General features: G+C 62.8%; 14 protein-coding genes. 8 read left to right on the top strand and 6 right to left on the bottom strand.

Features of this window, described 5'->3' with window-relative positions; genetic code table 11:
• Positions 1–131: 131 nt before the first annotated feature.
• Positions 132–1,205 (top strand): N5-glutamine methyltransferase family protein, encoded by a 1,074-nt coding sequence (locus C563_RS0110735; protein WP_051083486.1) that lies wholly within the window; start codon positions 132–134, stop codon positions 1,203–1,205.
• 54 nt (positions 1,206–1,259) lie between these two features.
• Here C563_RS0110735 and C563_RS0110730 read toward each other — a convergent pair whose 3' ends face one another.
• The 3 genes from C563_RS0110730 to C563_RS0110720 all read right to left on the bottom strand — a co-directional run bounded on the left by C563_RS0110730 (position 1,260) and on the right by C563_RS0110720 (position 4,450).
• Complete coding sequence (locus C563_RS0110730; RefSeq protein ID WP_018762054.1) at positions 1,260–2,801, bottom strand: HD domain-containing phosphohydrolase; 1,542 nt, start codon at positions 2,799–2,801, stop codon at positions 1,260–1,262.
• A 60-nt stretch (positions 2,802–2,861) separates the two neighbouring features.
• Positions 2,862–3,617, bottom strand: a complete 756-nt coding sequence (locus C563_RS21110; RefSeq protein ID WP_018762053.1) for a hypothetical protein — start codon at positions 3,615–3,617, stop codon at positions 2,862–2,864.
• Positions 3,618–3,700: 83 nt separating this feature from the next.
• The gene (locus tag C563_RS0110720; protein WP_026264661.1) at positions 3,701–4,450 is read right to left on the bottom strand and encodes an SDR family oxidoreductase; all 750 of its coding nucleotides are present in this window, start codon (positions 4,448–4,450) and stop codon (positions 3,701–3,703) included.
• 512 nt (positions 4,451–4,962) lie between these two features.
• On the opposite strand from C563_RS0110720, the gene C563_RS22395 reads away from it, so the two are divergent.
• Positions 4,963–5,586 (top strand): hypothetical protein, encoded by a 624-nt coding sequence (locus C563_RS22395; RefSeq protein WP_155845135.1) that lies wholly within the window; start codon positions 4,963–4,965, stop codon positions 5,584–5,586.
• Positions 5,587–5,641: 55 nt separating this feature from the next.
• Here C563_RS22395 and C563_RS0110715 read toward each other — a convergent pair whose 3' ends face one another.
• From C563_RS0110715 to C563_RS0110705, 3 genes are all read right to left on the bottom strand, one after another.
• Positions 5,642–7,303 (bottom strand): thiamine pyrophosphate-binding protein, encoded by a 1,662-nt coding sequence (locus tag C563_RS0110715; RefSeq protein WP_026264659.1) that lies wholly within the window; start codon positions 7,301–7,303, stop codon positions 5,642–5,644.
• Positions 7,304–7,413: 110 nt separating this feature from the next.
• On the bottom strand, positions 7,414–7,839 hold the full coding sequence (locus tag C563_RS0110710; RefSeq protein WP_018762050.1) for an SRPBCC family protein: 426 nt from the start codon (positions 7,837–7,839) through the stop codon (positions 7,414–7,416).
• A 93-nt stretch (positions 7,840–7,932) separates the two neighbouring features.
• Complete coding sequence (locus tag C563_RS0110705) at positions 7,933–8,436, bottom strand: Lrp/AsnC family transcriptional regulator (protein WP_018762049.1); 504 nt, start codon at positions 8,434–8,436, stop codon at positions 7,933–7,935.
• 93 nt (positions 8,437–8,529) lie between these two features.
• On the opposite strand from C563_RS0110705, the gene hisC reads away from it, so the two are divergent.
• From hisC to C563_RS22910, 6 genes are all read left to right on the top strand, one after another.
• Positions 8,530–9,621 carry a histidinol-phosphate transaminase gene (gene hisC, locus C563_RS0110700; protein ID WP_018762048.1) on the top strand — a complete coding sequence of 364 codons (1,092 nt, stop codon included), beginning with the start codon at positions 8,530–8,532 and terminating at the stop codon, positions 9,619–9,621.
• 44 nt (positions 9,622–9,665) lie between these two features.
• Positions 9,666–11,078, top strand: a complete 1,413-nt coding sequence (locus C563_RS0110695; protein ID WP_018762047.1) for an amino acid permease — start codon at positions 9,666–9,668, stop codon at positions 11,076–11,078.
• Positions 11,079–12,244: 1,166 nt separating this feature from the next.
• Positions 12,245–13,612 carry a transcriptional regulator gene (locus C563_RS22130; protein ID WP_231369871.1) on the top strand — a complete coding sequence of 456 codons (1,368 nt, stop codon included), beginning with the start codon at positions 12,245–12,247 and terminating at the stop codon, positions 13,610–13,612.
• Positions 13,609–15,432 (top strand): DEAD/DEAH box helicase, encoded by a 1,824-nt coding sequence (locus C563_RS21105; RefSeq protein ID WP_043424018.1) that lies wholly within the window; start codon positions 13,609–13,611, stop codon positions 15,430–15,432. The genes C563_RS22130 and C563_RS21105 overlap by 4 nt, the downstream gene beginning before the upstream one ends.
• A 154-nt stretch (positions 15,433–15,586) precedes the next feature.
• Complete coding sequence (locus C563_RS22125) at positions 15,587–16,276, top strand: protein NO VEIN domain-containing protein (RefSeq protein WP_231369875.1); 690 nt, start codon at positions 15,587–15,589, stop codon at positions 16,274–16,276.
• A gap of 79 nt (positions 16,277–16,355) precedes the next feature.
• Positions 16,356–17,621 carry a DNA cytosine methyltransferase gene (locus tag C563_RS22910; RefSeq protein ID WP_051083471.1) on the top strand — a complete coding sequence of 422 codons (1,266 nt, stop codon included), beginning with the start codon at positions 16,356–16,358 and terminating at the stop codon, positions 17,619–17,621.
• Positions 17,622–17,741: the final 120 nt, after the last annotated feature.

The raw sequence follows: 17,741 nt of genomic DNA, 5'->3' as shown, positions 1-17,741 counted from the left end.
CCAACATCTTGGAATGGAACTTCATCCCTACTGGCACCCCAGCTCCGGCGGAAGTCCCGCCCTTTGACCCCACCCCTTTGCACACAGCCGCGGCGGCCGGGCACGTGACCTGGAAGGACGCCGGCACCGGGATGTCCGCGCGGTGGCGGTCGGCCAACGGCAGGCCGGCGCCCGGGCGGGTGGAGGTGGTGGACGATGCCCTCACGGCCGACGAGGCGTACCGCATGGCATCCCAGGGGATCGCGATGCTCTGGCACGGAGACTTCCACAACGCGCGGCAGATCCTCAACGCCCTGGACCGCCGGATAGGCGCCGGAAAGAAGACCGCAGGAACCCCTGCCGAGCAGTTCTACCGGCACCGGCAGTCCGCCTCGCACCGCGCACGCATTCTCGGCCTGGTGCTGATTCCCCTCGATCCGGGCCCGGTGGTCCCGCTGCGCCGTGCACCGGATATTCGGGAAGCAGCAGCCGAAGCGTACGGAGACATCGGCGAAGCGTCCGTGGTGTCCCTGCATGAGCTCGTGGGGGCCATCGGCGCCCACGAGTGGCGGCGGACCGGCGTCTACGTCGATGCCCTGCAGGACCGCATCCACCCGCATTACGGCACATTCTTCCCTACCCGCAGCGAGTATGTGGATCTCGTGGCAGCGGCCGCGCTGCCCGCGGACACGCTCGCGTTCGACGTCGGAACGGGCACCGGAGTGCTCGCCGCCGTCCTCGCCCGCCGCGGCGTCCGCCGCGTGGTGGCGACGGACAATGAACCGCGTGCCATTGCCTGCGCCGCGGAGAACTTCCGTAACCTCGGAGTCGACGACCGCGCCGAGGCAGTGCTGACCGACATGTTCCCGCCCGGACGGGCACCGCTGATCGTGTGCAACCCGCCCTGGATTCCGGCCACGCCGCATTCCAGCCTGGACAGCGCCGTCTACGACCCCGGCAGCAGGATGCTGTTCCGCTTCCTGGCAGAACTCCCCGGCCACCTGGAGCCGGCCGGTGAAGGCTGGCTTGTCCTGTCCGACCTCGCCGAGCACCTGGGCCTGCGGTCGCGGGCGGACCTGCTGGCCGCCATCGAAGCGGCCGGGCTGAAGGTGACGGAGCGGCTGGACACCAAGCCAACGCATCCGAGGGCCTCGGACCGCGACGATCCATTGTTCGAGGCGCGCTCGGCCGAGGTCACGTCATTGTGGCGGTTGGTCAGCCAATAGCCACACGGGATGTGCCCCGCGCCAGCGTGCCCTGCCCCAGCGGGCCGCGGCCCGCTACTCGGTCAGCCCATTCCTGATCGCGAACAAGGTGGCGCCCACCCGGTTGGTGGCGCCGATCTTGGTGTAGATGTGCTCCACGTGGTTGCGGACTGTCTTCCGGGAAAGGAAGAGGCCGTCTGCGATCTGGGCCGGCGTCAGGCCGCGGCACAGCATTCCGAGGATTTCCACTTCCCGCGGGGTGAGTCCAGCTGCGGCCGAATGCGGTCGGCGGGGCTGCTGGCCGGCCGCCACGAGCACCGCCTCCGCCGCAGCGGCGGCGAGCCTCCCGGCCGAAACTTCCTGCCGCAGCCGGGCAGCGGCATCGGGCGGCGTGAGCGCGGGCCGGTGCGGGCGCGGCTCCACGGAGGCATGGTACGAGTCAGCAGCCGCCAGGATTCGCTGCTTGATCCCCAGCTCGGTTCCGCCCATCCCACGCGGATAACCGGATCCGTCCAGCCGCTCGTGGTGTGAGCCGGTCAAAGCCGCCTCGCCCTTCAGCCCGGGCACGCGGCTGAGGATCCGTTCGCCAAGATACGGATGCATGCGGATGCGTGCCTGCTCCAGGGCGGAGAGTGGCTCTTTCTTGTCCCACACCTGGTTGGACACCCCCAAGCGGCCCAGGTCGTGCACCCATCCCGCGCGGCGGAGCTCCCTGACGTCGTCCGCCGGGAGCCCGTGTTCCTCGCCTGCCGCGGCCGCGAGCGCCGCCACCGCGCGGGAGTGTCCGGCGGTGTAGGGGGACTTGAGATCGGCGAAGTCGCCGATCGCGCGCAGCACCGTGTCCAGCTGGCTGCCGGACAGGGGAGCGTCGGTGGGAGCGCGGTCAAGGGCCGCCTGCCAGCAGTCGACGTCGAGAAGTCCATCGGTGAGAGCCTGGGCCTGGTCGATGAACAGCCCGGCCAGTGCGGGATCGAACTGGCTGCCGCGTCGAGCCCGCACCATTGCCACCGCGCCGGCCACGCCTTCCGTCCGCAGGAACACCTCGGCGGTATCCGCCAGATGCATGATCCGCATCTCCAGCGGGATGTCCGGCCCCGCCACTCCCTCCGGCAGCCCCTTGCCGTCCCACCGCTCAAAGGTGTGGGTGAGCAGTCCTGCCACGCCGTCGTCGAGCCCTACACTGCTGGCCAGCACCCCGGCGGAGACGCAGTGCGAGGCAATCATGGTGCGCACTGCCCCGCTGCCTGTCGCGGCGAAACGCGTCCAGCGGGCAACGCGGGGGAGCGGCGGGAGGCCGGCGCCGGCGTGGCTGAACATGCCGGCATACATGGGCAGGCCGTGCTGGTCCCGGCGGTAGTAGTCGGCGCGGAAGGCAATATCGTCCGTGAACAGCGCGGCCAGTTCAAAGGAATCCGCGTGGCAGCCGATCCAGGCCAGCTGGTTGGCGTAGTAGATCCTGCCCTGGCCCGCGGCGCCAACGCCCGCCGCGCCGGCGATCCGCAGCGCCAGCAGGGACGCACGCAGCATGTGCTCCATCGGCTGCCCCAGCCCCAGGTCGATGGCGAGCGACAGCGCGGCCAGGACTTCGCTGCGGCGGGGCGCAGCCGGTGACTGCATCACACCTGCCATTCTAGGAAGCCGGCAGCCGCGGCAGTAGGGACCGCCCGCCGTCGGCCGTTATGCCGCTTGGTTCTTCCTGCTCCGTGCCTGGGCAGCGCCTGATTGGGCGGGATGGGCGGTGGAGGGGAACCTGACGCCCACCTGCGCTCCGAACAGTCCACGTTGCGGAAGCCAGAAGTCCGCCAGGTGGTCCTGGACCTTGAGGGGGCCGGGCCGTCCGGCGCCCTCGCCCAGGACAGTTGCCCTGGAATCGGTGACGAGCCACAGCTGCCGGGGCTGGGCCTGGAACGTCTGGCCGTTGGGCACCCGGCCGGACATTTTCATCCGGCCGGCGCCGAGCAGCGGCCCGGCGAACGCCCCCATGGCCCTGAGGACGGGCTCGCTGCGCCACAACCTTTCGGGCATCCGGACGGCCATGGCGGTCAGCATCTTCGTGGCTGCGGAGGTGCCCAGCTGCAGGTCCCAGTCGAGGACTCCCGGGACCGTGATCACGGCGCTGGACGGGCCGCTCCAGCTGATGTCGACGTCGGTCTCCACCGTGCGGTGGAACGCCAGTCCGAAGTAGCGGGCGCAGCTGAATTGCGGCGGGACGTTGGCGTAGAGGGTCCATTCGCCGCCGGGCGAGCGGTGCCAGACGGAGCGGTAGCCGGGGCCGACGGAGCTCACCGGGAAATCCCGGAACGCCAGGTAGTGGCCGCTGGCGAAGGGCAGCCCGAAGACGGCGCTGCCGGCGAAGTGCTCGGCAGGGTCCTCGGGAAGGTCGGCAAGTTTGGGTGTTGCCTGTGCTGATGACTGCGGCTGGTAGATGGTCATGGCCGCCTCCTTTTCTCCATGCCTTGAGATTAGGAGCGGGCCGCGGCAGGGGCATGGGGCAGTTGCCCCATTTAGCGTCGGTTTTACGCGGTACCGATGGCGTCGAGCCACTCCTGGAACGTCTGGCGTCCGACGGCGGAGCCCGGCGCCGGGATCAGCGCGCCTGTGCGCATGGCCGTGCCCATGGGGCCCGGGACGCGGAGCGGAATGATCCGTTTCTTTTGCCCCGTCTTGGCCAGATAGGCCGAGACCAGGTCCTTGAGCTGTTCGGTCCGTGGGCCGCCGAGGTCCGGGAGCCGTCCCTTCGGGCCGGCCTCGGCCGCGTCAACCAGGGCCGCGGCCACCTCTTTCGCCGCCACCGGCTGGGTGACCATGGTGGGCACGAAGGCCAGCGGGCCCACGGAGGCGGCCTTGATGGACATCGGCACGAACTCGTGGAACTGGGTGGACCGGAGGATGGTCCAGGGAACGCCGCCGTGCCGGACTTCGTCCTCCTGCACCAGCTTCCCGGCGTACAGTCCCGAGTTGGCTTTGTCGATGCCCACAATGGACAGCACCACGTGGTGCTTTACGCCGGCCTTCTTCCCGGCCGCCACCAGGTTCTGGGTGGCGCTGGTGAAGAAATCCACGGCCTTCTTGGTGGACAGGACCTGGACGCCGGAGACGTCGATGACGGTGTCGACGCCCTCGAGTGCCCGGTCGAGGCCGCGCCCGGTGATGAGGTCCACCCCATCCGCGCGGCTCAGGCTGACCACGTTGTGCCCGCGCTCCCTGGCGATGGCCACCACGTGGCGTCCTACTGTCCCGGTTCCCCCTGCAACGGCGATTCTCATGGGATAGAGCTTATGCGGGTGCTGAGACAAAGCTCATGGCTTGCTGGCCTTTATTGATGAGGGGTTTTGGCACCAGAGTGGCCGTACCTTGGCGGTAGGTAAGACGGGTGTTGTCATGGTCGGTGAAGTTGTATGCTCCCTGTATCCGCGGCATTGTCAATGAAGTCGATGCGGCCGGCCGACAAGGGGATAGCGTGATGCGCTACAACTCACCAACAAATTGGCCACCTCCGCCAGCAGGGTGGGAGCCGCCTCCAGGCTGGCAACCTGACCCCCGTTGGGGTCCTGCACCTCCCGGTCACCAGTTTTGGATTGATGACGATCAATCGTCGGTGCCTGGCCAGCAAGGCAAAGCTGTATCCATCACCGCTTTGATCCTGTCAGGGATCGCACTGCTCCTCTGTTGGGTCCCCGTAGTCAACAATGTGATCTTTATTCTCGGGACACTTGCAGTCGTTGTCTCCATAATTGCCTTGGCCGTGACTCTACGACAACGATCCACGTTTCGGGCAATGGCTATTGCAGCAACCATTGTTGCGGTTTTGTCGGTCACGGGCGTCCTCGCTACCCAGGCGTACTACTCGTCAATCATTTCCGATGCGTTCAGCAGCAAAGGCCCAAGAGATGTAGCGGTGCCATCGGCAGTTGCCACTCCGGGTTCCCCATCAACCGATGAAGCTGTGACGTCCGAGAAGCCTCAAAACGGCTCTGCGAATCAGCCCTTCCCGCTTGGAACGACGGCTGCCTTGGCGCCCGATTATCAAGTCCGCGTTTCACAGGTGAAGCTGAACGGCAACGCAGAAGTTCTGTCTGCTAACCGGTTTAATGATCCTCCGCAAGGTCAGTACGTACTGGTTCACGTCGAAGTGACCTATGTAGGAGACGGGGAGGGGCGGCCCTGGATAGACCTCTCTCCGGTATTCGTAGGGACTGATGCCCGACAGTACGACTCCTTGTCATGCCGGGCATCCATTTCGAACGATGCTATCCGGGTCCCCACACTGGAAAAGGGGGGAATGGCCAGCTATCAGGTTTGTATGGATGTTCCCCCATCGGCCATTGAGGGCGGAAAGCTATTCGTAGAGAAAAGATTGACATTCAACGACAGAACGAGGGCGTACTGGTCGCTCGGATAATTCCTGTCCGCGCGTTGGTTGCGCGCATAGCTTTGTCAGGACTGAGTCCCGCGCGCTAGCTCGTGGTTAGCGCCGTCTTTGCCGCCCGCGTTGCGTTCATCCACTCAGTCAGCCATGGGGCCCGGACGCTGGACGTGATCCGGCAGTCCGCAACAAAAGTCCCATGAGCGCCGGCGTCGATCCACTCCTGCAGCGCGGACAGGTCGCCAAGGGAGCGAATGACAGCCGACTCGGCACCCAAAGCCCGGGCAACCCCGCTGAAGTCCACCTCGGGGATCAGCATGGGCTTCTCGGTCAGGCCCTGCGAGCCGTATTGGTGGATCTCGGCACCGTAGGCGGCGTCGTTGTAGATCACCACGATCGCGCTGCGAGCTGCACCGATCAGCGATTCGAGGTCGGACAGGCCCATGAGGAAACCGCCGTCGCCGGAGGCCAGCACCAGGGTGCGGCCGTCCTCCACGGCACGGGCAGCTCCGACGGCGCTGGCCAGGCCCAGCCCGATGGTCTGGTAGGCGGTGCCCACCATCACCAGGTCCTGCGGCCGCGGAATGTTCCAGTACATGGGCGCCCAGCCGATGAAATGGCCGCCGTCCTGGACCACCGTGCGGCGCTCCGGCAGCACGGCGTCCAGAGCGGTGGCGAGGGCGCGCGGGTCCAACCGCCCGTCCTCAGTCACGTCCGAACCGGGATCGTGCCCCGGCCCTGAAGCCAGGCGCTTCGAGGCTTCCGCCCGCCAACCAGCCACAGCAGCCTCGCGGTCCAACAATGACAACAGCCGCGTAGCAGCAGCCTTAGCATCCGCCAGGACAAACACATCCACCCGCGGATTGGTCGGCTCCACCGCAGTATCGATCTGGATGACAGTCGCATCCGGCCCCAGCAGGTGCCCGAACCGCATGGTGAATGGGCTCAGGCTCGCCCCGGCCACCAGGACCACGTCGGCCTCGCCCATGAGCCCGGCCGCGGTGTCGGTGCCGAAACCGCCGGCCACGCCCAGGTACCCCTCGCCATTGAGGAGGTTGAGCGCTAGGGCGGTTCCGGCGGTCAGTGCGCCGAGCCGGTCGGCGAGTTCGCGGAGCTCCGGCCCGGCTCCGGCGAGGTGCGCACCGCGGCCGGCCAGGATCAGTGGCCGCCTTGCCACAGCGAGCAGGCGCGCGACCTGCACAAGGTCGACGTCGACGTCGTCCCTCACCTCCGGCGCGGACGGCTCCGGGACTTCCTCGTCCGCAGCCTCGAGCGCGGCGAGGTCGTAGGGGATGGCGAGCACGACGGCGGTGCGCCGGGTGAGTGCGTACTCCACCGCCTGCCGGGTGACGGCGCCCGCGGCCTCGCGGGTGACGGTGAAGGTGGCCGCGCCGAGGCCGGCGGCGATGGCCGCCTGGTCCACGTCCCATGGCCGGGGTCCGCTGGTGGGGGCGTCCCCGGTGATCAGCACGACGGGGATCTGCGCCTGGACGGCCTCGGCGAGAGCGGTGAGCGCGTTGGTGTAGCCGGGGCCGTAGGTGGTGGTGCCCGCGGCGAGCCGTCCCGAGGTCCGGTAGTAGGCGTCGGCCGCGGCGATGGCGGCGCCCTCGTGCCGCACGGCGGTGAAGCGAAGGCCCTGCTGCTCGGCGGCGTCCAGGAAGTAGACGTTGCCGTTACCCATGACGCCGAAGACGTCGCTGACATAGCTGCTGAGAACCTGCGCCACACGGCTGGAGACGGTAAGTGAAGTCATGCAGGAATCGTGTGGCCTGGCGTGGAAACAGGCAACACACGGAAATTCAGTTGGTACTTTTGGCGGCGGAGGAGCGGTCTAACTGACAAAACGCCCAGCTGTGGTGCGTATCACGCCTCCCGCTCAACGAGCTTCCGGAACGTCTCCAGCTCGCCCTGAAAGCTGCCTTGATACGAGCCGATCGCGAAGAGCCGGCCGAAAATCGCGGACACGAACCCGCGGGTCACAATCACCTGGTCAATGCGGGTGCCCGCGCCGTCGGCGGTGAACGTCACATCGGACTCGCCCTTCAGGATCGCGTTGCCGAAGCGGGTGCGGATGTGCCGGGGCCGCTCGGCCGCAAGGACCTCGGTGCGGCTCATCATCCGCCCGAACTGCACCGTGTAGCGGCTGCCGGCCTCACCGGCAGGGCCAACGCGGTCGGTGACGCCGGTGACTCCGCCGATCCATTCATGGAACCGGTCAGGATCAGTCCAGGTTGCGAAAACCCGCTCGGGGGGCGCTCCGACGAACGTGGACAGCCGGTACGTAGGCATGTGTTCAGTATGCTCTCACCAGCACGCGGAGGCGAGGGTTTGCGGCTTGCCCGCACGCCGGGAAGCCACAGCGACGCACGCCGCCCGATGCGGTCAGTCTGCGGGGCGGGATTCCTGCTCCGACAGCCGGCTGATCAGCCCGTCGTACCGGGGCGGCATGAGTTCCAGGATGGAGATGGCCGTGCTGGTCCGCTCGATCCCGTCGATCTCCAGGATCTCGTTGGTGATGCGGTAAAGGTCCGCCGTGCCGCGGGCCACCACCTTGGCCATGAGGTCAGCGTCCCCGGTGGTGGCGTGCACCTCGATGACCTCCGGAATCGCGGCGAGCCCGTTCTCCACCGAGCCTGTCCGGGTCTGGCTGATCGAGAGGGACAGGAAGGCCATCAGTTCGTAGCCGAGCGCGGCGGGGTCCAGCCTGCGGCTGAAGGAGCGGAGCGCGCCGCTGCGCTCCAGCCGCGCCAGCCGGGCGTGGACGGTGTTGCGGGCGACGCCGAGTGTCCGGGAGAGTGCCAGGGCGCTGGCTTCGGGGTCCTTGTCCAGGGCAAGGATGATCCTGCCGTCGAGGGAATCGAGGGTTCGAGAGGTTGCGATGGTCATATTTTCACCAGAGGTACTAGAAGTTGAGCAGAAGTCCCAAGCATCGGAGCCTACCTTGCATTGTGGTCCGGGTCACTTCCATGATCGGTCTTCATGACCAGTGATCAGCTTGTTGCCGCTCCCCAAACTGCGTTGCCCACCCTGCGTGGCGCAGTGGCCGGCCTTCCGTCCTACGTCCCGGGCCGGCGCGGCGCCGGCGCGGACATCGCCGCCCTCGCCAGCAACGAAAGCCACTACGACCCCCTGCCCGCCGCCACGGCTGCGGTGGCCGAAGCGGCCGGCAGGATGAACCGCTACCCGGACATGGCCGCCGTCGAACTCCGCGAACGGCTGGCCCGGCACCTGGGCGTCACCGCGGAGGAAGTGGCGGTGGGGCCCGGCAGCGTGGGCGTCCTGCAGCAGATCATCACCGGACTGTGCGACGCCGGGGACGAGGTGGTGTTCGCGTGGCGCTCCTTCGAGGCGTACCCCATCCTGGTGGAGCTGGCCGGCGCCCGGCCGGTCCGCGTCCCGCTGGACGACGCGGAGGGCCACGACCTCGATGCCATGGCCGCCGCCGTCACTGTGCGGACCAAAGTGATCCTTCTCTGCACCCCCAACAATCCCACCGGGGTGCCGATCAGCCACGAGCGCCTTGAGGCCTTCCTGCAGACTGTGCCGTCCAGCGTCCTGGTGGTGATCGACGAGGCCTACGTGGAGTACGCCGACGCGGGCCCCGACTCCCTGGCGCTCTACCGCCGGTACCCGAACGTCTGCATCCTGCGAACCTTCTCCAAGGCGTACGGGCTCGCGGGCCTTCGCGTGGGCTACGCCGTGGCGGCGCCGGCCATTGCCGAAGGACTACGGCGGACCGCCCTTCCCTTCGGCGTGAGCGCACTGGCCCAGAAGGCGGCCATCGCGTCGCTGGACGCGGGGGAGGAGATGGAAGCGCGGGTTTCGTTGGTCAAGCAGGAGCGTGCACGGATGGCCGCAGAGCTGGCAGCCCAGGGCTGGACGCTGCAGCCGAGCCAGGGCAACTTCCTGTGGATCCGCGCCGATGAGCAGCGCCTGGCCACGCTGGTGGACGCGTTCAATGCTGCGGGCATTATGGTCCGTGCGTACCAAGGCGACGGCATACGGATCACCGTTGCCGACCCCGCCTCCAACAACCGCGTGCTCCGGCTCCTCGAAGCCCACGCCGCCTAAAGTTTTCTCCCCAACAGTTCCACCTACAACAAAGAGGAACCCCCATGGAACAACAGACAACGACGTCTGCCCGCCCCCTCGGCGCAGCCCTCAAACCCCGCCAGCTCACGATGATGGGGCTGGGCAGCGCCATCGGCGCCGGCCTGTTCATCGGCTCCGGCGCCGGTATCCAGGCCGCCGGCCCGGCGGTGCTGATCTCCTACCTCGTGGCCGGCACGCTCATCATCCTGGTGATGTGGGCCCTCGGCGAGATGGCCGCCGCCAACCCGGACAGCGGCGCCTTCTCCGTTTACACCGCCAAGGCCTACGGCCCGGTGGCCGGCGCAACTGTCGGATGGCTCTGGTGGCTGCAGCTGGTGGTGGTCATCGCCGCCGAGGCGCTGGGCGCAGCCGGTCTGCTGGCCACCATCTTCCCGGCCCTGCCGGTGTGGCTGATGGCCTTCGTGTTCATCGTGGTGCTCACCGCCGTGAACCTGACCAGCGTGAAGAACTTTGGCGAGTTCGAGTTCTGGTTCGCCCTGTTCAAGGTGGCGGCGATTGTTGGGTTCCTGCTGGTGGGCTTTGCGCTGCTCTTCGGCCTGGTGCCGGGCGTGCAGTCGCCGGGCCTGGCCAACTTCACCGGCGCCGGCTTCGCGCCGAGCGGTTTTGCAGGAATTGCGACGGCACTGTTCGTGGTGGCGTTCGCCTTCGGCGGCACCGAGATTGTGTCCGTGGCTGCAGCTGAGACCGCCGAGCCGGCGCGCAGCGTGAAGAAAGCAGTCCGGACGGTGCTGTGGCGCATCCTGGTGTTCTACATCGGTGCCATATTCGTGATCGCAGCGGTGGTTCCCGTGGGATCGGCCGGGCTGAAGAGCCCGTTCGCCGCGGTGCTGGATGCCGCAGGCATGCCCGGCGCGGCCACCGCCATCACTCTGGTTGCCGTCGCTGCCCTGCTCTCCGCGTTGAACGCCAACCTCTACGGTGCCTCCCGGATGGCGTTCTCGCTGGCCGAACGCGGTGAAGCGCCGCGCTGGCTCGCGTCCGTGTCCAAAGCGCGGGTTCCTGTGGTTGCGGTCCTGGCCAGCGTTGCGTTCGGCGTGGTGACTGTTGTGCTGGAGCTGGCCTTCCCCGAGAGGGTGCTTCCGGTCCTGCTGAACATCGTGGGTTCGACGTGCCTGCTGGTGTGGACGTCCGCGCTCCTGGCCCAGCTGGCGCTGCGCCTCCGGGCCGACCGCGAGGGGGCGGATCTTCCCCTGCGGATGCCCGGCTTCCCGTGGCTCACCGTTGTAGGTTTGGTGATCCTCGCGGCGATCTTTACCGTGGGCTTCATTGGGGAGGATTCCCGTCCGCAGTTGCTGAGCACTTTCGGACTCGTGGCGGTTCTTGCGGTGGGGTGCTGGGTGAACCGCCGGTCGGGGAACGTTCCGCCAGTCGTGCGAGCTTCGGACGGTGATAAGCAGCCGATAGTCATCGACTAAAAGAGACACGCTGCGCCTTCCCGGGCCGAGCGGGCCATGACTCGGAAGAGAGGAAGACCGAATAGGAACGCTTTGCCCGGTGCCCCTCCAGTTGAGTTGCGGTTACTAGCTGGGCGGCACATACAGAACATTCGCACCCACCCTCTCGGCTTGCGGTTCCTCGACAGGTTGGAGTTGAGCGATTGGGGGACGTGATGTCAAAGCTGGGCCCGTCCGACAAGGAAAACTTGTTCGCTCGGTTGGGAATTGCTTTATCAATGACCCTCGACTGGAAAGTCTGACGGTAAAGGAGGTGCCCGTGGCTCTAGCGTGTTCCCCTGCGCTGCCTCTCGCTCATCAGTGCATCCTCAAAGTCTCGACGCTTTTCGTTGGGCATTCGTCGGTATGTCGTCCAGGCCCTGTCAAGGGGTGTCGCTCCTCGGCGATTTCGCTGTGTCCACCGAACGAGTCGAGTGAAGTCTTCATCACCAAGCTCTCTGAGATCCGCGACTAAGCGAGGGAAGTCCACAGCGATGGGAGTAATTTCTCCAGCTCGGCAGCGGTTACATTCGGTTACGGCCTGGACCTCAGATGACCCATCCAACAGCATCACAGAACGACGCGTGATAGAAAGAACGGCGGTCATCAGCACTGAATCCTGGTAGGTCTCCCCGCCCGCAATACCGCATGCTGTGCACTGATAGCCGTCAGCCGCCATGATGTCGCGACGCTGCTTAGCAGTTAGGGCGCCAGGCTTAACTGCTTGACGCGCTTTAGGCAGCCAAACCTCAACCCCTGGACTCACGAAGCGCTGCTCCTCGGTCGACAGTGTCGCGTCTTCGGTACTGGCCCGAATAACCCATCCATACTTACGCAGATCCCGGATGCGTCGATCGGCTTGCGCCACACCAGGAAAAGCGGTCCTTACGTCTTCTTTCGTGAAGGTATTTCCTTCACCGATATCGGTCAGGAGCCACAAGGCGCCTCTCACCATAGTTCCGGCCTTGAGGTCGGGATCGTTCCATGAGGGTAGGGGCACATCAGCTCCAAGTCTTTCGTGTCCTGTCACTACCACAGGACTTTTGTCGGCGGCTAATGGAATGATACTGACTGATTGGGAAAGAAGGTTAGGGTAGAAAATGACAACGCGATCCGCGGTCCCCCCGCAAGGTGAAGACATCCGCTCCATGGTCGAAGAGCGCCTGGCAGAGGCGCAGGCCACGAACGGCGAGAAGATTACAATCGAATGGCGCGGTCAGCAGCGGCATCTATATGTCATCTCGATGCCTACGGATTTGTTGTACTACAACCCGGACACACATCGAATAAGGGCTCAGCGAACGCTAAATCCTGCTCTTGACCGGGCCTTGGAGAGCAGCCCGTTCGAACGCGCCGCGCAAGATTACTTGGACACACTACTGAAGTGTCAGCCCTCGAATCCTGATAAAACCGATCCAGACTTTGAAGCCTTACGAGATGACCTGGAACAGTCGGGACAGAAGGACCCCGGTGTCATTACGACACACGGAATCCTCGTGAATGGAAATACCAGGTGTGCTGCGCTTCGTGAACTGGGAGAGCATCACATACGCGTTGGTGTACTTCCTGAGTCCTCCACCTGGGATGACATCAATTCCGTCGAGCTGTCCCTGCAACTCCGTAAGGAGCATAAGCGCGATTACTCTTACATAAATCGGTTGATTGCCATTGACGAATTGATCAAGGCGAACCGGCGCCCAGAGGACATCGCTCGTGCATTCAGAATCAAATTGGCAACGCTGGAACAAGACCGTTGGGTCTACTCAGTCATATTGGACGCCATCGAGCGGAGCGACACTGGATCTGGTGACTCATTGCGTCTAGTCGACTTTGAGGATCATCAGGAAAAACTGCGAGAGCTACACAGGGCATACGCAAAAGTCGCTGCAACCGATTGCGACGCTGCTGACGTTCTTAAAGAGACCCGCCTCTCAATGATCATCTTGGGCTATGCCAAAACTGATGTGCGCTTGGCGCAAGCGGACTTTCACGAAAAGTATCTAGATCCAAAGCTTCCAGAAGCCATTCGTCCACCGGCACAGGTGAATTCGTCAGTAGTTGTTCCCGGGTTGCCGGGCGTAGCGCTCCCAGGGGCAGCTCCTCTTGCAAAGACAGCACGGTTGCTGACAGATAGTCTGTTGCGAGCGAAAGCAACGGCCCAGGCGAATGGCGGGAATGCAACACCGGAGGAAATCGCAAAGGCCTCGGGCACGATTGGTGCCGCGAAAGTTGCATTCAGCAAAGCCTTAGAACCGGCAGGTAAGGACATTCGGCTTCAACAACGGAAGCTTGCAGCGCCTGAAAGACTAACGGATGCATGTGATGACATAGACCTTTGCACTGGGGAATTGGCGCATGCTGTGGCGAGTCGGGCCTTAGATGAGGCGGCTTTTGATGACGCAGTCCTGAAGCTAAGGAATACGTTGGAGCGTCTCGCGCGCCAAGCCTCACGATCCGTCTCCGAGCCAGGAGAAGGTATTACGTGGTTGCTTGATGTTGCTAAGGGAGCTTCGTGACTGAAGCGCCAAGCCTCCGCATAGGCTTCGCCCAAAACACGGGCAAGGCCAGGTTTACGGTAGCCATAAAACACGCAGAGGAACTACATAGGCTGGTTAGTAGATTTCCGTCTGCCCGCCTTCGATCTGGAACCATCGCCGAATTGGAAGTGGAAGAGCTGCTCCAGGGCCTTGCCGAGCTAGCTAATTGGCCTTACCCAGAAAGTGTCGAGTGGGACGCTGACCTTGCCAATCTCGCCACCTCGTCGGCGCTTGACGCACAGGCGGTGCAGAACCGCCTGACGGTTTCATCTAATTTTCCGGACTCCGTCTCGAGTCCCGACGTCCCCTCATTGTTGGGACCTGGGTGGCGAGCTGACCTTACTGAGTTTCAGCGCCGCGATATCGCCAAATTACTCTCGCTCCGGCACGGTGCGAATTTCTCGGTGCCTGGCGCAGGCAAAACGAGGGTTGGCCTTGCGGTTTATTCTGCGCTGCGTGAAGCGGGCGAAGTGCGACGACTCTTGGTAGTTGGACCGAAATCTTGCTTTGAGTCGTGGATAACGGAAAACGATGAGTGCCTGAGCGAGTCGCTGAGGCTTCAAATCGCGGACGGTGCCTTGGACGCTACGGCGGAATTTGTACTCATCAACTATGAACGCCTGCAAGGCAATCTCAACCTGCTAACCAGGTGGCTAAGCGACCGTCCTTCGATGCTGATTCTCGATGAAGCGCACCGGATGAAACTTGGGGCTGAAGGCGCGTACGGGGCGGCGTGTTTAGCGCTCGGCCCCCGAGCTCGCCGGCGTCTTATCCTTACGGGGACGCCAGCTCCGAACGGCTCTAAGGATCTTGAAAATTTACTGGGTTTCGTATGGCCTGGGCATGGGCGACGGTCAGTCGTCCGCGCGGTGGCTGGCGGCGATCTAACCGCGGCCAGCAGAGCGCTTCGGCCCCTCTTCACGCGAACGACAAAGGCGGAGCTAGCACTACCGCCCGTTAACGTAAGTCTAAGGAGTGTTGAGTTACCTCCAGTTCACCGAGAAATATATGATGCTCTCGTCGGGCAGTACTCTTCTCGCATTGCAGGGTCACAAAATGACTTCGAATCGCTTGGCAAAGTCCTTATTTATCTGCTCATGGCCGCGATAAGCCCCGCTCTTCTATCTACGGGTACGACAAGGTATGAGCCTTTGTCGTATCAAGTGCCACCGCTTTCCGTTCGTGATGGTTCTACTCTGTGGGAACTGATGCAGGATTTACCTAGCTACGAGTTCTCACCAAAGTATCTCGAGACATTGGCGATCGTAGCGGCCAATGCCGCTCAGGGAAGAAAGACACTGGTCTGGTCGACTTTCATACGTAGTGCCTCATCGCTAAGGAAGATACTCCGCGAATTTTCACCCGCTCTTGTTCACGGCGGTACAGATGACCGAGCAGACCAGATCGAGAGATTTCGCTCCGATCCTGACTGCATGGTTCTGATATCGAACCCTGCAACTCTTGGCGAGGGGATCAGTCTTCATCGTGAATGCCATGATGCCATCTTTGTAGATCGAGACTTTGCAGCTGGACGTTTTCTGCAAAGTCTCGACAGGATCCATCGACTGGGTCTCCCAGCAGACACCGAAACAAGAATTACTGTACTTAATAGCGCGGCGACCATTGATGAAGTCGTGTCGCAGCGCTTGGAAACGAAGCTGAGATTTATGGGCGAAATCTTAGATGATGTCTCAGTACGGAGATTGGGGGACCTTAGCGAGGAACCTGTCATTGGCGGAGGACTCGACTTAGACGACCTACAGGCGCTTACGGGACATTTGCATGACTATCCCTCCTAGCCCGATTCTCAGGGCGGCACAACGTTGGATGGAGCATCTCCGGCACTCTGATATGCGGAGGGCGCACACTCTCTTCACCTCAAACGGTGCCTATAGCGATCTGACGCCTTCGCAATATGCTCGTGGGCTTTCTTGGCTAGAGAGTAAAGGCTTGGTGAAGGAATCGCATCCAGTGTGTCTCGACCAGAGGCTGGATATCGCACTTTTCTCCGCGGCGATCGCCGATGCCCTATGGCTTGAAGACGCAGGTGTTCTCGTACCTACTGCAGAAGAACTGCCTCAAGACGCAGAGAGAGCTGCCCTTGAGCTTGGTCTATCTCCTGATCTAGCCCTCGTGTTGGTACGCGAAGCTTCAGGAAAAGTAGACCTAGCAGAGCGGAACCGGGTAGGAAAAGGGGGCGAGTTAGCCCTCCTATCTTGGTTAGATAATGAAACATATGCAGATGTTGATCATGTTGCTGCAGTTTCAGACGGGTTCGGTTTTGATATAGCAGTCCGTGCGACGTCTTTCACTGGCCACCTGGAGGTCAAATCCACAACCCGCCGAGGCCGATTGATCATATATTTGTCGCGGCACGAGTTCGAAACAATGAAGTCCGATCGTCATTGGCAACTTGTTGCCGTGCGAATTGATAAGGATCTAGAACTGCGATCAATTGCCACAGTGTCACGTGAGTGGATTCACTGTTCGGTTCCAAAGGACCAAGATCTCCACGGCCGATGGGAGTCGGTAAGGCTGCATGTGCCGCCTCAATCCCTGGTTTCTGGGATACCCATAATTCCCTCTTGCGCGATGAAGCGGCAGACTGACTTGCTCGGCGGCCTGCTCCCATGGCCCGGGTGAGCGAACCCTGACAGTCGCCTCCCTTCAAGGCACCGTAGAATGGGGGCGGCAATCCGCCATACCGACGAAAGGTGATCCATTGGCGAACGAGCTTCGCGTCATCGAAATATGCGCAGGTGCTGGAGGACAGGCCCTTGGATTAGAGCGAGCGGGTTTCGGTCATGAACTTGCTGTTGAGCTGGATGTGAACGCCTTAAACACCTTGAGACACAATCGGCCAACGTGGCACGTTGCGCTCGGGGACGTCGCCGACACGGCTGTTTGGAAGCCGTCCGACTACTCGCCTTCGGCTCGAGGTGAAGCCATCGATCTCCTCGCTGGTGGAGTTCCTTGCCCCCCCTTCAGTATCGCGGGTAAGCAACTAGGCGCCGGTGACGAACGCGACCTCTTCGCCTGGGCGGTCGAGCAGGCCGCGGTAATTCAACCGAGGGCGGTTCTATTGGAGAACGTTAGGGGCCTAAGCATGCCCCGTTTCGCGGGCTACCGTCAGCACGTACTCGAAAGATTCCGGGAGTTTGGATATGTTGCCGAATGGCGACTACTTCACGCGTCGGACTTCGGTGTACCACAATTGCGACCTCGATTCGTTTTAGTAGCAATGAAACCTGACGACTTCGCTCACTTTCATTGGCCCACACCGTTCGGGGAAGTTACGACGGTGGGGCAGGCGCTTCTATCGTTGATGTCAGCGAACGGCTGGAAAGGGGCTGCAAACTGGGCAGCGAGGGCTAACCATATAGGCCCCACTATCGTAGGTGGATCGAAGAAACACGGTGGAGCGGACTTGGGGCCAACTCGGGCTAAACGAGCATGGGCCGCATTAGGTGTCGATGGTCGCGGAGTAGCTAATGACGCACCTCACGAGGACGACAATTTTGAAATAGGCCCAAAACTGACGTGCGAGATGGTTGCTCGACTTCAAGGCTGGAGCCCGGAATTTCCCTGGGAATTTACAGGTAAAAAGACGTCAGTGTACCGCCAGATTGGTAACGCCTTTCCGCCTCCAGTAGCCTACGAATTGGGTATGGCGCTGGCCTCTGCCCTCCAACGCACTTCTCAGTCACGCGTCGTCGATGAAGTACCGGATGTGGATCCTATATACAGAGCCCTTAAGACATCTGGAAAGTTTCTAACCGCGGCGCAGCTGATGAAAATTAGCGGCGTCATCCTGGACGGTCCAGAATTTGATCGGCGGATTGATTTGCTAAATAGAGACTTTGAAATTCTGAAACAGACCCGCAAGACTGAACTTGTATATAAGCTTGGTTCTTTTAGAGCTTTCACCGGTCAAGCTGATCACTTCAGGCATGAATATCTCCGAGCGAGTCTTTCCAAGGTGAGTTAGATGGTGCAGACACTCATACGTAGCCTTCGAGCTATCTGAGAAAGGTGTGGAATTAGCAGCAGTAGAGTTATTGTATTGCTCTCGGCCAAAGCGCAGGAGTTCGCAGCCGAGATATATTCG

The sequence above is a fragment of the Arthrobacter sp. 135MFCol5.1 genome (assembly GCF_000374865.1).
In the GTDB taxonomy this organism is placed as follows: Bacteria; Actinomycetota; Actinomycetes; order Actinomycetales; family Micrococcaceae; genus Arthrobacter.
The sequence above is the reverse complement of the archived record's forward strand: the minus strand, read 5'-3'. Positions and strand labels throughout refer to the sequence as shown.

Bases quoted from the DNA above. Each gene is read 5' to 3' on its own strand.
- C563_RS0110735 (WP_051083486.1), top strand. From the start codon at position 132: ATGTCCGCGCGGTGGCGGTCGGCCAACGGCAGGCCGGCGCCCGGGCGG.
- C563_RS0110730 (WP_018762054.1), bottom strand. From the start codon at position 2,801: ATGCAGTCACCGGCTGCGCCCCGCCGCAGCGAAGTCCTGGCCGCGCTG.
- C563_RS21110 (WP_018762053.1), bottom strand. From the start codon at position 3,617: ATGACCATCTACCAGCCGCAGTCATCAGCACAGGCAACACCCAAACTT.
- C563_RS0110720 (WP_026264661.1), bottom strand. From the start codon at position 4,450: ATGAGAATCGCCGTTGCAGGGGGAACCGGGACAGTAGGACGCCACGTG.
- C563_RS22395 (WP_155845135.1), top strand. From the start codon at position 4,963: ATGGCTATTGCAGCAACCATTGTTGCGGTTTTGTCGGTCACGGGCGTC.
- C563_RS0110715 (WP_026264659.1), bottom strand. From the start codon at position 7,303: ATGACTTCACTTACCGTCTCCAGCCGTGTGGCGCAGGTTCTCAGCAGC.
- C563_RS0110710 (WP_018762050.1), bottom strand. From the start codon at position 7,839: ATGCCTACGTACCGGCTGTCCACGTTCGTCGGAGCGCCCCCCGAGCGG.
- C563_RS0110705 (WP_018762049.1), bottom strand. From the start codon at position 8,436: ATGACCATCGCAACCTCTCGAACCCTCGATTCCCTCGACGGCAGGATC.
- hisC (WP_018762048.1), top strand. From the start codon at position 8,530: ATGACCAGTGATCAGCTTGTTGCCGCTCCCCAAACTGCGTTGCCCACC.
- C563_RS0110695 (WP_018762047.1), top strand. From the start codon at position 9,666: ATGGAACAACAGACAACGACGTCTGCCCGCCCCCTCGGCGCAGCCCTC.
- C563_RS22130 (WP_231369871.1), top strand. From the start codon at position 12,245: ATGGTCGAAGAGCGCCTGGCAGAGGCGCAGGCCACGAACGGCGAGAAG.